The organism is Bacteriovorax sp. As-1, from assembly GCF_058446905.1.
Genome location: NZ_CP184341.1, coordinates 1,244,077 through 1,259,221 on the forward strand (window position 1 = coordinate 1,244,077; position 15,145 = coordinate 1,259,221).

At 42.1% G+C, this 15,145-nt stretch carries 11 protein-coding genes; 2 read left to right on the forward strand and 9 right to left on the reverse strand.

The genetic code is table 11. The features are described 5' to 3' along the window. Window positions 1-146: 146 nt before the first annotated feature. Both nadB and nadC read right to left on the reverse strand, forming a co-directional pair. The gene (nadB, locus tag ACN20O_RS06355; RefSeq protein WP_491638290.1) at window positions 147-1,706 is read right to left on the reverse strand and encodes an L-aspartate oxidase; all 1,560 of its coding nucleotides are present in this window, start codon (window positions 1,704-1,706) and stop codon (window positions 147-149) included. Beyond that, window positions 1,703-2,551, reverse strand: coding sequence for a carboxylating nicotinate-nucleotide diphosphorylase (nadC, locus tag ACN20O_RS06360; protein ID WP_491638292.1), 849 nt, complete (start codon window positions 2,549-2,551; stop codon window positions 1,703-1,705). Before nadC ends, nadB begins: the two co-directional genes overlap by 4 nt. A 250-nt stretch (window positions 2,552-2,801) precedes the next feature. Between nadC and ACN20O_RS06365 the strand changes: the two genes are divergently transcribed. Next, entirely contained in the window at window positions 2,802-3,650 is an 849-nt protein-coding gene (locus ACN20O_RS06365; RefSeq protein ID WP_491638294.1) for a ComEC/Rec2 family competence protein, read from the forward strand. A 73-nt stretch (window positions 3,651-3,723) separates the two neighbouring features. Beyond that, the gene (locus tag ACN20O_RS06370) at window positions 3,724-4,029 is read left to right on the forward strand and encodes a hypothetical protein (protein ID WP_491638296.1); all 306 of its coding nucleotides are present in this window, start codon (window positions 3,724-3,726) and stop codon (window positions 4,027-4,029) included. Here the strand turns inward: ACN20O_RS06370 and ACN20O_RS06375 are convergent. The 7 genes from ACN20O_RS06375 to ACN20O_RS06405 all read right to left on the reverse strand — a co-directional run bounded on the left by ACN20O_RS06375 (window position 4,026) and on the right by ACN20O_RS06405 (window position 15,097). Next, window positions 4,026-5,081, reverse strand: a complete 1,056-nt coding sequence (locus ACN20O_RS06375; protein ID WP_491638298.1) for an ATP-binding protein — start codon at window positions 5,079-5,081, stop codon at window positions 4,026-4,028. The genes ACN20O_RS06370 and ACN20O_RS06375 overlap by 4 nt on opposite strands. Then, the gene (locus ACN20O_RS06380; RefSeq protein ID WP_491638300.1) at window positions 5,081-5,728 is read right to left on the reverse strand and encodes a response regulator transcription factor; all 648 of its coding nucleotides are present in this window, start codon (window positions 5,726-5,728) and stop codon (window positions 5,081-5,083) included. The genes ACN20O_RS06375 and ACN20O_RS06380 overlap by 1 nt, the downstream gene beginning before the upstream one ends. 162 nt (window positions 5,729-5,890) lie before the next feature. Continuing rightward, window positions 5,891-6,457, reverse strand: a complete 567-nt coding sequence (locus ACN20O_RS06385) for a peroxiredoxin (protein WP_491638302.1) — start codon at window positions 6,455-6,457, stop codon at window positions 5,891-5,893. Between the two features lie 43 nt (window positions 6,458-6,500). After that, window positions 6,501-8,750 (reverse strand): alpha-ketoacid dehydrogenase subunit alpha/beta, encoded by a 2,250-nt coding sequence (locus ACN20O_RS06390; protein ID WP_491638304.1) that lies wholly within the window; start codon window positions 8,748-8,750, stop codon window positions 6,501-6,503. A gap of 127 nt (window positions 8,751-8,877) precedes the next feature. Further along, window positions 8,878-9,975: a hypothetical protein gene (locus ACN20O_RS06395; RefSeq protein WP_491638306.1), complete on the reverse strand. Its 1,098-nt coding sequence runs from the start codon at window positions 9,973-9,975 to the stop codon at window positions 8,878-8,880. A gap of 79 nt (window positions 9,976-10,054) precedes the next feature. After that, a complete protein-coding gene (locus ACN20O_RS06400) occupies window positions 10,055-13,870 on the reverse strand; it encodes a beta strand repeat-containing protein (RefSeq protein ID WP_491638308.1) in 3,816 nt (1,271 codons plus the stop codon). A 114-nt stretch (window positions 13,871-13,984) separates the two neighbouring features. Then, window positions 13,985-15,097 carry a Glu/Leu/Phe/Val family dehydrogenase gene (locus ACN20O_RS06405; protein ID WP_102245097.1) on the reverse strand — a complete coding sequence of 371 codons (1,113 nt, stop codon included), beginning with the start codon at window positions 15,095-15,097 and terminating at the stop codon, window positions 13,985-13,987. Window positions 15,098-15,145 lie beyond the last annotated feature (48 nt).

Below are 15,145 nucleotides of genomic sequence, written 5' to 3' on the forward strand. Positions count from 1 at the left end.
CATGGATCTCTCACTCTCATCAATAAATTGCGACGAGGGAATTATCTCCTACATACTTTTAATTTTGTCATGGATGACGAAGTTACAAGGGTCACTGCCCTACCACTGAGCCTGGTTTCCCTAAACCGGGCTCTTTCTTTTTTTACCTAAGATTTGCGGTAGAAACATCCCACTGATTGAGTGTTACGTCTTGAGGCCAGAAGAACCTGGTGGCCAACTTCAACGGCATTTCTTAAACCGATTAAACTGTCGACAAGTTTGGCGTCTTTATAGAAGCGGTTAATTTCGTCTGAGAGTTCATTGAACATGGCCTCTGCACGAGAAAGACGATCTTTTGATCTCGTCAATCCTACATAGTTCCACATTGTCTGCTTTAGAGTCTGCCAGTCCTGATGGATAAGAGCAGTATCAACTTCTTCAGTTCCATCAACCCAATTTTTAATCTGGTCACTTGAATAGATTTTTTCGTTATCTACTTTCTTGATAATATCAAGAGCAGCGAAATGCCCAAACGTCATTCCTTCAAGTAACGAAGTTGAAGCTAAGCGGTTAGCTCCATGAAGACCGGTACACGCCACTTCTCCAACGGCATATAGATTTTTAAGTGTCGTCTGTCCTTTAAGATCAGTCTTCACTCCCCCACACGTATAGTGAGCAGCTGGAACCACCGGAATGCGGTCTGTGCACATATCTACACCGTGATCCAAGCAATGTTTATAAATCGTCGGGAAACGGTTTTTAATCCACTCTGGGTCTTTGTGGGTGATGTCCAGGTAGACACAGTCACTTTGTGTTTCAATCATTTCATCAGCAATCGCACGGGCAACCACATCGCGAGGAGCAAGCTCCATGTCGGGGTGGTATTTCCCCATAAAACGAACGCCGTTTGAATTAATTAATAATCCACCTTCTCCACGAACAGCTTCGCTCACTAAGAAGCGTCTATGAGTCGCTCCTGCGTAAAAACTTGTCGGGTGAAACTGGATGAACTCCATGTCTGTTAAAACTGCCCCTGCTCTCTTGGCCATGGCATGACCATCTCCGCGAGCGCCTTCTGAGTTTGTATGGTGAAGATAGATCGCTCCAATTCCACCGGTCGCCAAAATAGTAAATTTCGCCAGGATTTTTTGAACTTCTTTTGTTTCCTGATTAAAAACATAAGCTCCAAGAACTTTGTTTTCTTCGTATCTCTGCTGGATTTTCACACCGTGGTGAAGAGCAGTCAGAAGATCGATGGCCGTATGAGAAGTAAAAAACGTCACGTTTTTTAAACTATTTTTCAGGTAGTTTAAAAGTGTAATCTGAATATCTTTTCCTGTGTAATCTCCACGGTAAAGAATTCTTGGAGTCGAGTGAGCTGCTTCTTTGGTAAAAAGAAGTTCACCACTTTCATCGCGTTCAAAGTTTGAATGTGCTTTATGAATTAAGAGGTCTTCTAAAATGGTACTTGATTCGTACGCTACCAATCTGGCCGCATCTACTGACGATGTTCCTGAACTTGCTTTTAAGATATCTTCCACTAAAGACTCTTCAGATCCCTTAGCGTAAATGATTCCACCTTGGGCCCAAACAGTATTGGTCTGCGAAGGGTCTTTTTCGCGAGTGACGATGGCCACTCTTAGTCCTCTTTCAGCCAGGCCAGCAGCCGCAGATAAACCAGCGATCCCTGTGCCGATAATTAAAACATCAAATTCAAAATCGCTCATTTTGAACCTACAGGTTTTAGCTTCATGGAAAGATCAATATGAGGGGCGCTATGAGTAAGGGCCCCGATGCTAATCGCATCGATTCCCTCTAGTAGAGCATCTTTAAGAGTTTCTAATTTTACTCCTCCAGACACTTCATACGTCACACCTGCTTTTTTCATTGCCACGGCCTTCGCCAGGTCTTCTTTAGAAAAGTTATCCAGCATCACGTGCTCAACACCGAGGTCGAACGCTAGTGCTAGCTCATCAAGAGAGTGAATCTCTACGATGATGTTTTGATAGTAAGTTTGCATCGACTTAAAATAGGCCCATGCTTTTTCCAGACCACCAAAAAATGTTTTGTGGTTGTCCTTAATCATCCACGCATCTGATTGAGAAAAGCGGTGATTATGTGCGCCTCCTACTCTAACAGCGTATTTCTCCAATTGGCGAAGCCCTGGAGTTGTTTTTCTTGTATCAAGAATAGTTGTCTTTGATCCGGCAGCAATTTCCACAAACTTTTGAGTGAATGTTGAAATGCGTGTCGCTTGTTGAAGTAAGTTAAGTGCGACTCTCTCACCTGAAAGAGCGATGGCAAAAGGAAGTTTAAAAGTAATCACTTCACCTTTTTTAAAATTCTTCCCTTCGTATTTTTTGAAATCATTGTAATCGAGTTCAGCGCCTAAAAAATTAAAAGCACCCACAAAATACGGAAGACCCGAAAGCATGACATCGCTTTTAATTTTAAGCGAGCACTCTACAGTGTCTGTTGGAAGTTGATTTAAGTAAAAAGCATTACCTTGTAGATCATCTTCTGCAAAAAAACGAGCGTAATCGGCTTCAAACCCTAATGTCATAAGACTCATAAAAACCTATTCAAAATCTGATGCCCGAGACCTCAAAAAGCCCGGATTGCCTACTATTTAACCCTTTACTCTCAAAGAGTTAAGTCTTTTATGCGCCCCCTTCTTTTTCAAGGAGTTAGGCATGAAATTTTTCGTCTTATTTAGCCTTATTCTCGCCCTTTCACTGGGAGTAACCATAGAAAAGGGTCTTGCCCAAAAACCACCTCCCCCAAGGACACCCCCACCTTTCCTGCAAAAGTACCAAAGGTCAATGAAGGCAGATTTCAAAAAACCAGAGAACGCAAACCTTCTTTTTAGTTTTATCACTGGTAATAAAAATGGAATTTCTCCCTACACCAGAAAAGCTTTTAAAAAGACCAACCTCTCTCACTTGCTTGCTCCCTCAGGGATTCATTATGCAAGTGTCCTCTTTCTTCTTTTTTTCTTAGTGAAAAAAATGAAAGCCAAGCGCTGGCAAAGAATCATCAAAGTGATGACCTATTCATCAGTTTTTTTTCTTCCTGGTTTTACTTCCATTCATCGCTTGTCAATTTTGAGATTGCTTTTGCAATTTAAGTTTCTGGCCAAAAGAAAATGGTCAATTGAAGTCATTTTCTTTCTGACTTTTGCCGTTTCTTTTTTATGTGGCCATTACTCTGATTCACCTCTGGGATTTTTGATGAGCTTCGCTTTCCTCGGGACATTTTTTGCTTTTCAAAATCACTCGAAGATCATGTTAATTCTTGGACTCTTTTCCACTCAGCTTATTCTGGGACTTTTTATGGGAGAAAAAGTTTCATTGCTTTCTATTCCTGTAGGCTTGGTTGGAAGTGCCCTCTTTGCTCTCTTATTTCCTACACTGCTTCTTTTTTTGGCGAGCTATTGGTTGATTCCTTTTAACTGGGGAGAGCCTCTGATTAGAAGTTATGTCGTGAGTGTTCAATTCATGGCAAAAATGCTTCAGGGCAGTTTTACCAGCTCTTCCGTTTTTCTTATTCTCGCAGTCTGGGCGCTGCTTATTCTCAAGACTTCTAAAAGAAAATACGCAATTGTTTTTTTATTGATCTTTCTACATACAAACACGGCCATGACTCCTGTTATTTTCAGCCACTTAAGTTAAAAAATGAAAGTCTAACTTGACCAACAACCTGGCCTTCAGTACAAATGCTGAAACGTTTCCTAAAGGACTTCATATGAAATTTCTTTCAGCACTTTGCTTTTCGCTTCTTCTTGCATCAGCACCACTTCATGCTGGCAGCATTAAAGAAATTTATTCAAGTGCTCAGGAAGCGATTGAATTTTACTACCAGGCCTCTGGTGAGTGGTCAGTTCTAAAAATTTCAAAAATTAATTTTGTAGACTCACAGAGCGCTGAGTTCACTCTCATCTCAGCACGCACAACGATTAAGAATCTAACAACAAGAGAAATCAGCAAAGAAATTTGCCTGGTGACTTACGTGACTGAAAACCACGAGTTCTACTCGATTAACTGTTTCTAATAAGAAATTTCAAAACGCGTCCCATTGGACGTTTTTCTCACAAGAAATTTTCCGCCCTGATGTTCGACTAATTTTTTGATAAGAAAAAGACCATAACCTTTTTTCTCAGCTCCACGATAAGGTCCAAATTCCTTTTGGTTGAAATAGCTTATTTGATCAGAGCTCATTCCTCCGGCATTGTCTTCATACATAAAACCAGAACTACGGTTTTTTAAGATCATTTGCAGCGGAACCCTTCTCGCGTTAGCAGCTGACTGCGAGTTTTTCATTAGATTCGTAAGAATAGTTTGTAAATCCATCTGATCAATAAAGAAGTCTTCATCTCCAGTGACCAGACACTCTCCCTCAATCCGATGTTTGCTCTTTAAATCCATTACGACTGATTTAAAACTCAGTTGCTCGACTCCACTGAATGAATTAAAAGAACGAACGGCCTCCACAACCTCCTGCAGTTCTTTGATTCCAGAGAGCGGCTGAAGTTTGTTTTTTAAGTCGTGGAGAAAGAGATCTGTCTTGATCCCTTTGTATCTTAATTTGCGATCGAGAAAGCTTTGTTTTGTTTTTACGCGGCTAACGTATCTCTCCAAAAGAACACTTACAATCCAGGAAGAGATCAGAGCATTAAAAACATCACCATGGTAAAACGGGTAATCGACGTAAACAGTCCTAGCGAAAGGATGGAGCGCGTACTCCAATAAAAAGATCGGAAGAAAAGCTGCAATGACAAAAGAGAAGCCTTCAAACACAATGGCCGAGACAAACATGTATTGAATGGCCGCGAAATGATAGCCCGGATTGAAAAACTGGCCAACAAGCACATAAGTAAAGCAGAAGACATGAAACATAATGACCCAATACTTCACCAGCTTATTGAAATGCACACATAAAATAAAAAAGAGCAATGCGAGGACTGTAATTGTTTTGGCCACGAGATAAGCTTTGACCATTTCCTCTTTGAGCATGGGGTATTCAAGAAAGGGCAAAATAAAGAACTGCACCAACACCCCATAGGCGATGATGAGAAAGGACTTCTTATATTTAATGTTGTCCATTATTTAAGTTTAAAGCCCACGCGTGGAATAGTTTGCAGTGACTCTTTTACGAAAGGAACTTTGTTTTTTAGATTGGTCAAATGTGTATCCAATTTATTCCTTGAAGATTTTGAATTTCCCCATAGATAATGGATCAGTTCGTGGCGGTCAATCACCTGGTTTTCTCTCTCCATGAAATAGCGGAAAATTTTAAACTCAGTTTCCGTCAATTCGAAAAGCTGGTCGTTGATCTTAATACTCCAGTCATCCTGAAAAAGGATAACCTTGTGTCCTCTGATGTCGAAGTCCGGATTGAAAGAATAAAATGTTTCAATTTTGTTTTTTAATTTTTGAATATCGATGGGCTTTTGAATAAAGGCATAAACCTTTTCTTCTAAGGCCAGTGAAAGCATCTCAACGGTAGGTCTTCCCGAAACCAGAATGAGAGGAACCGGCCCCAGGTGATAGCGAAACTCTGAAAGAACTTGAAAACAGTTTTTATCTTTTAAATAGTAGTCGGCAATAATTAAGTCATACTTATGTTTCAGGATTTGAGAATCCATATCGTCCAGAGTTCCAACGACAGAAATTTTTCCGTAACATGAAATATTTTCGCGAAGATAATTGCGTGCACTCTCTTCATCTTCAAGCACTAATATATGGCCCAAACTAACCTCGAATCGCTCTAATCTAATTAAGTAAACCTTACCTTAATTATTCAAAAAAGAATATAATTCTAATATTATAACAGTCAGAGCTGAATGTGGCCTTAATATTTACTTAATTCAGTCTTAAAGAGTGAACTAAGCCTTTTGTTTGGAGGCTTGGCATTATTTCAAGTGAGATTGTATCCAATCCAGGACAACCTCTGCATTTTTATCAGGTGGAAACACTGGGTAAAAAACTTTTTCGATCCTCTCATTCTCCAGGATTAAGACCATTCGTTTAATAAGGGTCTCTCCATTAAATTTAAAAGTAGGGAGCTCCAGGGCCTCAGTTAAGGCCAGGTCCTCATCGCTTAAAATCTCAAATGGAATGTGATTGCGCTCCACAAACTCTTGCTGAAACTCAGTTGTCTGCGTACTTACTCCAAAAACGGCGTATCCCAGAGTCTTAAATTCCTGATGAAGATCGCGAAAGCCACAAGCTTGAGGTGTGCACCCGCGCGCGCCAGGAATCATATCCCATCCCTCAGGGACAGATTCATTCGGCACTCCAGTTCGCGGATAAAAGAAAATAATCGTTGGTTGTTTTGCCAGGTTGCGGATGTTTACTTCCCTGTCCTCAGTCGTATGCAGAACAAGAGAAGGCAATGTCATTCCTTCTAAGTGATCAGTTGCCCCATCATCATGTGGGACCGGCAAATCTTTAAGCAGGTTGAAAAGATCTTTCATCATAGCACCTACAAAAAAGCCCTCTTTCGAGGGCTTCGTTTTTTTATTAGTAGTTCAGAAGTTTTTCCAGCACTTCTTCAACGTGATTTACCTGAGGCAGAATCACATCTTCAAGGGCCGGGTTGTATGCACAGTGAACGTCCATTGCCCCTACACGCAGAATTGGTGCATCCAGAAGGTCGAAACACTCTTCATTCACTCTCGCTGCGATTTCTCCAGCAAATCCTGATGTTTTGTGTTCTTCGTGAGCAATCATTAAACGTGACGTTTTTGTAATCGATTTTTTGATAGCTTCGAAATCATATGGAGCAAGAGTTCTTAGATCGATAACTTCAACAGTCTTACCAGTTGTTGCTTCTAATTTCTTAGCTGCTTCAATTGATTTTTGAACTAAAGCACCCCATGCAACGATCGTTGCATCTGCACCTTCACGGGCAATGCGGGCTTTACCAAATGGAATCATGTACTCATCCCCTGGATCAGCAGCACGGTTGTACCCTTGGTAGTATAAGTGTTTATGCTCTAGGAACATAACCGGGTCATCACCCTTGATAGCTGTTCTTAGAAGTCCAGCAGCGTCTGCAGAGTTTGACGGGAACGCTACACGGATACCTGGAACGTGAGTAAATAGTGATTCACCTGATTGTGAGTGGTAAATCGATCCACCTTTTAGGTATCCTCCAATTGGAACACGCACGACCATTGGACACTTGAAGTCTCCACCTGATCTGTAACGAAGTGTCGCCATCTCGTTCTTTAATTGCATATAAGCTGTCCAGATGTAATCGAAGAACTGGATTTCAACAACTGGCTTGATTCCACGAATCGCCATACCGATCGCACGACCGATAACGTTGGCTTCTGCAAGTGGCGAGTTGAAAACCTGACCATCCTTTGATTCACGCTGAACGTTTGCCGTAAGTTTAAATACTCCTCCTTTACCTTTTAGTTCAGGGTTGTTCAGTCTTTCCTTTTCGAAGAAGTCTGCAACGTCCTCTCCCCACATTCTTAGCATTGGGTTTTTAGCAAACTCAGTGCGAAGAACTTTGTTGATAGAAGCGGCCATTGGCACGTCATCTTTCCCAGAGAAGTTTGGAGCTGTTTCAAACTCAGATCCAGTGATTGGATGCTCATCTGAGTAGAGGTGATCAAGAACTGTATCTAGCTTTGGCCATTCAGTATTGATCGCTTTATCCATAGCTGCTTTAACGTCAGCAGTTACTTTTTTAAGAACTTCTTCTCTTTCTTTTTCTGTGATCACACCAGCTTCAACCAGGAATTTAGGGAAAGCGTTGAAAACATCTCTTAACCCTTCTTCGTGTAGCTCAGCTTTTGTTCTATACATTCCGTGGTCATCAGAAAGTGAGTGAGAGTATGGTCTTGTTACAGTTGCGTGAACAAGAGCAGGCTTTCTTGTTTTTCTGATGTACTTCGCAGCCTCAGTCATTGTCGCGAAAGATTCGATCGGGCAACATCCATCAGTGTTGAAGATTTTAAGCCCTGGGAAGTTTGCCAGAGTTTTTGAAATTGATCCTTCAGGGTACTGAACAGTTGTTGGAGTTGAAATCGCAAAACCGTTATCTTCTACCATGAAAAGAACTGGAAGATTGTTTACACAAGCAGTTGTTAAACCTTCCCAGAATTCCCCTTGAGCAATTGTTCCGTCTCCAGTTGAAACGTAAACGATTTCGTCAGTGTGGTAGTCCATAGAAGAAACATCAACTTTGTGCTCTTTCTTTAATTTTTCAAACCAGATCCCTGCTTCTGCAAGACCACAAGCTTGAAGGAACTGAGTTCCAGTACAAGACGATTTGTTAACGATGTTAAGCGGTTTATTTCCCCAGTGAGCTGGCATCATACGTCCGTATGAAGCTGTATCACCCGTGTTCCCGTTTGCCTGACATAACATTTCGTATGAAGTAACTCCAAGACCTAAACATAGAGCGCGGTCGCGGTAGTATGGAAGAAACCAGTCGTACTTTGGCTTAAGAACCATTGCCGCTGCTGTTAGAATTCCTTCGTGACCAGCCCCTGAGATCTGGAAGAAAGCTTTTGACTGTTTCTTCATCGAGATTTCAGCATCGTCTACTTTTCTTGATGTATAAATGTTTGAGAGCATCTCAAGCATTTCTTTTTTACCTAGGTTATATTTTTTAGCGAGCTCCAGCTTTTTAGCGTGTTGATTCGCTCCACCTTTTGCTTTAATCGGTGCTGCTGCTTTTGCCTTAACCGGTGCAGCTTTCGCCTTCATCGGTGGAGTTGCTTTTGCTTTAGATTTTGCTGTCTTTCCCAACATAGATTTCGATCCTCAGTAAGTGATAAAATAAAGTAACAAGACTCTACCTAAAACTGACCGTAATGTCTAAATTTGAGGGGGGAAAACGCCCTGCGTTCTCTTTGGATAAGTGCCTAAAATTTTGGGATTAAAATCCGCTAGAAAGGGAAAGAGCGAAACGGCGGTCCTCTTCTCCTCTAAACTTGGCCGAAGAGGTGTCTACTGCGTAGGTTGTCAGGTCAAATTCCAGTTTTCTGGATTTCACACCTAAACCAAAAGATCCGAATCCATCACCATAACCTGCGCGGATAAAAAAGACGCGGGAAATATCAATTTCCATTCCCAGAAGAAACTTTCTTGAAGCAGAAACGCTACTAAATTCATTTGAAAGATCTTTGTAGTTCATTTCAAAGTGAATACGGCTGTTGTTGCTGATTTGTGGAGTCACAGAGAAACCAACATCGATACTTTGCTTGATGGAATCAGGAACACCAGCTCCTCTTCCATTTTTAAAGTCTTGCTTAAAAGCGTTGTGCATTGTCGCTGAAAAAGTTGGAAGAAAAACAATTGGAAGCGTGATCTTAGCCCCTGCTGTTCCAATGAAAGCGTTCCCTTTTTTATAAGCATTATCTGCAACTGTTAATGTCGCTGCCGGGTCTGCTGTTCCAATAATTTCTTTTCTATTTAAAAAAATCGTCGAGACCCCGGCCTTAAACACTCCCCCAAAAAGTGAGATATTAAGAGCGGCGTACGGCCCATGATCTAAACGATCAGCGAATTCAAAACCAGCAGTCGAATCATCGACAACTGTTGCTCTTGTTCTTTTAGCTAGCAAATAACCAAAACTGAAATAGCGCGAAGTAAAGTTTGGCAGCATATGAAAACGCGAGTGTGAAATCTTTCCAACATTGTCTTTTAAAACTTCACGCGTTCCATCCAGTGAAAACATTTTTGTGGTATTTTTTAAAGCATCAGTAATCGCTCCACCTGTTCCAGCAGAAAGAAGACCTTTATTAACTTCAAGGTGAAAATTCGAAAGGTGTAAATGCGAATAACGAACAGTTCCTAGCCCTGCAGGATTGTAAAAAGCTGCAGAGGCATCATCAACTTTAGAAATAAAAGCGTTCCCCATAGCAAGCGCACGACCACTCGTCGCAAGTTCCGGAAAAACAGCATCTTCAAAATCAATGGCAAAAACTGATTGAGAGAAAATGAAAAATGTCAGTAAGAGAGCACTCTTTTTCATAGGATAATTTTATCTTATGCGGGAGTTCTTTCCTATGCGGTAAGGATGGCCTCTAAATAAAGGGCCTTTTGATCAGGTACTACGGTGGAGTTGTTTTATAAGGATGTCCTGCCGGTAAGTTAGCACTTACTCCCCACTTATGAGCGGCATAACCTTCGAGCTTCTGACGGTTCAGTGTACTCAGAACACCATTAGTTACAATAAACTCTCCCATAACTCCGGCCATCCAGCCAGTCTCAGCATTGTTTCTAAAACGCGCCCCTATTCTCGAAGTCGTGAGTGTCGAGCCCGCTCTTGTGTAATTTGTCTTTGCCTGTGATTGAGATGTCCCATTGGTGTATGAGTAAAAAGTTGTCCCTGAGTCCTCCATCATTCCTAACATGATTGTGTTATTGAAAAATGTTGTACTGGTTGTCGGCAAGTTCACTTCGGTGACATTACCGCTATTGACCTGAAGACTGGTGATCGTATTCGTCGTTGAAGTGACAAAAGGAGAATAAGATACGTTTGATGTCGTGCCAGTGTTTCCTTCACTATAAATATATCTATTAGCATTGATCGCTGCCGCTTTCATAACAGTGAAGATAGATGAAGCACCCAAATCATAGACAAATTTTGTCCCCGCAAGACTTGAACCATTGGTCACACTCTGAGTTCCATTAAAGGTTATCCCCGGAAGATTTGTTCCCATACTACTTGCACTATATGCCGGTCTCTTATTGGCCGTGGCTTGAGTCATATTCCGCCCATTACCAGATTTATCATTGATCTGGCTAATGGCCGTACTTACGAAAGTCATGGTCGCTGTCTCTGTTACATCTAACCATTGCGCCAGCACCGTTGATCCAAGACAACTTGGCTCCCAAAATGTCCAGGCGGGTGTGCTCACAACATTTGAAAGCTTCGATGTCGCACTAGTCCCTCTTACTGAATAGTAATAGTTATTAGTTGAACTACAAGATGGGTAGATCGTAAATGTCTGAGCACCGCCCACACCACTTTTTAACTTATAGCTCCCTCCCAACGAAACACTTGGAGCAGAACCCGAAGTCGTGTATCCAGTTGCTTCAACCCAAGAAGAGACATCGCACGACCCTGCAGCCGTTCCCAAACACACTTCAACTGAATTGAGGGCCTCATCAGCTGTCAGTCCGGTAAAATTAATTGTTCGGGCATATGAGTTTCCAGAATATGAAGAGGCAATTCCCGAAAGATTGCTTGCAACTGTTAATGATCCGGAGATATCAGGCACTGGCGCCACGGTCAAACCAAACACGCTCGTTGCAGTCATGGCTGGCATTGGCGTCCCATTGTCTGAAACAGTTAAAGTAATTGTTGCTGAACCACTGGCAGTTGCTGTTGGTGTGATTACAGCCTGACAATTTGGAGCCGTTCCAGAGATAACAATATTTGCGTTCGGAACAAGTGATGTATTGGATGAAGTTCCCGCTACGTTTCCGCTACAGGTTAGTGTGGAATCAATATCTGCAATCGTAAAAGTGATCGCGCTCGTTGGTGTATCTTCATCAGTTGATTTATTTGTGATTGCAGAAATAGTTGGAGCATCATTGACCGCATTCACTGTTAATGTGAAAGCAGACGTCGCCGTTTTGGCCGGCAACGGAACTCCGTTGTCAGTTAACGTTAACGTGATCATCGCCGAACCTGAATTGTTAGCTGTCGGTGTAATCGCGGCCACACAATTTGGCGCGGTCCCTGTAATCACAATATTTGCATTTGGAACAAGTGCAGTATTGCTTGAAGTTCCCGCTACGTTATTACAGAAAACAGTCGAGTCCGCATCAGTGATCGTAAAAGCAATGCCATTTATCGCTGTATCTTCATTCGTACTTTGCGCTGTAATTGACGAAATCACCGGAGCTTGATTGACTTGGGTGACGTTCATCGTAAATGTTTGCGTAGCTGTCAGCGCAGGCATCGGAGTTCCATTATCCGTTAAAGTCAAAGTGATAGTCACTGAACCATAACCAGTAGCTGGAGTGATCACAGCTTGGCAATTTGGAGCTGTTCCTGAAATAACAATATTGGCATTCGGAATCAGAGTTGTGTTAGATGACGTCGCAGCCACACTACTTGTGCAAGAAAGTGATGAGTCTACATCATTAATCGTAAAAGCAATGGGAGAACTCGCTGTCGCCTGCCCTGTAGTCTGAGTGGCAATAGCAGAAAGAGTTGGAGCATCATTAACTGCATTCACTGTAAGAGTGAAAATAGAAGTCGCCGTCAGTGCCGGCATAGGTGTTCCATTATCAGTTAATGTCAGAGTAATCGTTGCTGAACCATAACCATTAGATGCCGGGGTGATAACGACCTGGCAATTTGGAGCTGTTCCTGAAATAACAATATTAGCGTTGGCAACTAAAGCAGTATTACTCGAAGTACCCACCACATTGCTGCAATAAACAGTGGAGTCTGAATCCGCAATCGTAAAGTTAATCGCACTTGTGACCGTGTCTTCATTAGTCGTCTGATTTGTAATCGCTGAAATAGTCGGCGCTTGATTAACCTTCATCACCTGAAGATTAAATGTTGTCGTCGTTGTTTGAATTGGCATTGGGAAACCATTATCCGAAACGGCCACTGTTAAAGTCGTCGTCCCCGACTGGCCACTTACCGGTGTAATCGTCGCCGTACAGTTAGGTGCAATTCCTGTAATTGAAATATTTGTATTAGGAACCAAGGCCGTATTGGAAGACGTAATAACAGTACTGCCATTGCATGTCAGATTTGAATCCACATCAGTGATCGTAAAATTCACACTCTTGGCCGTACTTTCATTGGTAACTTGAGTGGCAATCGCCGCAATAACCGGAGCATCATTAACTGAGACAACGGTTAAACCAAATGAAGTTGAAGCTGTCTTGGCGGGCAGAGGTGTCCCATTATCACGAACTGTAAGTGTGATCGTCACGACTCCTGACTGATTCAAACTCGGCGATAATGTCACTGTACAATTTGGAGCAGTTCCACCAATCACAATATTAGAAACCGAAACCAGTGAAGTATTAGAAGAAGTCGCCGTCACATTTGAACATGCAAGAGTTGAATCCACGTCGGCAATAGTAAAAGCAATCGCTGATGTTGGAGTGTCCTCATTTGTTATTTGGGGAGAGATCGTTGAAATAGTTGGAGGATCATTAAAAGCATTAACTGTTACAGTAAAAGTCGACACTGCTGTTTTCGCAGGAAATGGAGAGCCTGTATCAGTTAACGTCAGCGTGATATTGCTCGAACCAATTTGATTTGCGGCCGGAGTCACTGTCACAGAACAACTTGTCCCCGATCCACTCACGACTACATTTGCCGACGGAATAAGCGTTGTATTTGAAGAGGCCACTGTCACGTTAGAACATGAAACAGTCGAATCAGTATCGGCCACAGTAAAAGCAATATTAGAAATAGCGATTCCTTCAGTAGTTGTTTTTGCACTAATTGGAGAAATCGTTGGAGCTTCGTTACTTCCCGCTGGCGGAGCAGAGATAGAGAAGCTGGCCTTCCCTGTCGTCGAGGTTTTTCCTCCGGCCACGACATTATAATTAAAACTCGCGGCTCCTGTGTAAGCTGCCGCCCCTGTCACTCCAACCGTACACACTCCTAACTGATCACAGCTACAGGCCTGAGTTACGCTCACGTGTGAAAGTTGAGAAAGTGAACAGCTCGAAGCTAAATCGCTGTCGATGCTTTCATATGACAGAGTAATGATTGATTGAGTTTTTGATGGAACATCTGCCGGTGTGATGTTTTTAGCAATAAGACGATTAACCACCTCAGGTGAACCTACTACTTCTTCTTTTTTAGTCGAATTTAAACAACCAACAAAAAGCAGTGTTAATGAGAAGAGAATGGCATTAATAAACGTCTTAATCGGGGTCATATAACCTCAATTAAGATTATAGGTTAAATAGTGGACTTAGCTAAAGTGGGAACAGGAAGAGGAAAAAAAGGTCACCAAACGATTTTCGCTTGGTGACCTAATTGATTTTGATAATTAACGAGAACGAGACTTACGTCCTGGGAATCTATGACTTAGGTTCCCTAGGTACTTCCCTCTGATGTTCTTGATTGACTGGATTCTTTGTTCAGCCATTAAATCCGTAGCTTTGTACACCGGAATATTTTGCTCATCAGATAGCTTGAAGATTTTTAGAGTCGTATCGTAGATTTTATCTACCATTTTTGTCGCCTTCTCAGCTGACCAGCCTTCGAATTCGATTGATACGTTCATTACCCCACCCGCATTGATCAGGTAGTCTGGAGCGTATAGGATACCTTTTTCTTTTAGCATATCTCCGTGACGGTTTTCTGCTAGTTGGTTGTTAGCAGCACCACAGATGATCTTAGCTTTGATTCTATCGATTGTTTGATCGTTAACAGTTGCACCTAGAGCACATGGAGCGTAGATGTCACACTTAACATCGTAAATGTCATTAAGACCTACGAATTCAGCGTTAGGTACTGCTTCTTTGAAACGAGCGATGTTTGCTTCGTTCATGTCAGTGAAAAGAACTTTCGCTCCTGATTCATACAGGTGTCTTCCTAAGTGAGTTCCAACTGAACCAGCGCCTTGAAGAGCAACAACTTTACCTTTTAGTGAACGGTCACCAAAAACTTTAAGAGCTGAAGCTTCCATCCCACGGAATACTCCGCGAGCTGTCCATGGAGAAGGGTTACCAGATCCACCGTTGATTTCAGCAACACCTGTTACGTTGTTTGTTTCAGCGAAGATGAATTCCATGTCGTCAACAGTAGTGTTAACGTCTTCAGCTGTGATGTAACGACCGTTAAGAGACTCTACAAATCTTCCGTACGATCTGAAAAGGGCTTCTGATTTATCCTTTGTAGGATCTCCCATGATAACCGCTTTACCACCACCAAGGTTAAGACCTGAGATTGAGTTTTTGTAAGTCATACCACGAGATAAACGAAGAGCATCTTCGATAGCGTCGTCGATTGATTTGTAGTTCCACATTCTTGTTCCACCTAGAGCTGGTCCAAGAGTAGTGTTGTGAATCGCTACGATAGCTTTTAGGCCGCATGAAGGGTCAGAGAAAAATACCACTTCTTCGTGTCCCATTGAGTATAGTTTTTCGAAAGTAAACATTGTCATTCCTCACTTTTGAGTTGGATAATTTTGCATCGTGTTTTACAA

Excerpts from the sequence above, each read along its gene's own strand:
- ACN20O_RS06390 (WP_491638304.1), bottom strand. The coding sequence starts at position 8,750 with ATGTTGGGAAAGACAGCAAAATCTAAAGCAAAAGCAACTCCACCGATG.
- ACN20O_RS06400 (WP_491638308.1), bottom strand. The coding sequence starts at position 13,870 with ATGACCCCGATTAAGACGTTTATTAATGCCATTCTCTTCTCATTAACA.
- ACN20O_RS06405 (WP_102245097.1), bottom strand. The coding sequence starts at position 15,097 with ATGTTTACTTTCGAAAAACTATACTCAATGGGACACGAAGAAGTGGTA.
- ACN20O_RS06370 (WP_491638296.1), top strand. The coding sequence starts at position 3,724 with ATGAAATTTCTTTCAGCACTTTGCTTTTCGCTTCTTCTTGCATCAGCA.
- ACN20O_RS06395 (WP_491638306.1), bottom strand. The coding sequence starts at position 9,975 with ATGAAAAAGAGTGCTCTCTTACTGACATTTTTCATTTTCTCTCAATCA.
- ACN20O_RS06365 (WP_491638294.1), top strand. The coding sequence starts at position 2,802 with ATGAAGGCAGATTTCAAAAAACCAGAGAACGCAAACCTTCTTTTTAGT.
- nadC (WP_491638292.1), bottom strand. The coding sequence starts at position 2,551 with ATGAGTCTTATGACATTAGGGTTTGAAGCCGATTACGCTCGTTTTTTT.
- ACN20O_RS06375 (WP_491638298.1), bottom strand. The coding sequence starts at position 5,081 with ATGGACAACATTAAATATAAGAAGTCCTTTCTCATCATCGCCTATGGG.
- ACN20O_RS06385 (WP_491638302.1), bottom strand. The coding sequence starts at position 6,457 with ATGATGAAAGATCTTTTCAACCTGCTTAAAGATTTGCCGGTCCCACAT.
- nadB (WP_491638290.1), bottom strand. The coding sequence starts at position 1,706 with ATGAGCGATTTTGAATTTGATGTTTTAATTATCGGCACAGGGATCGCT.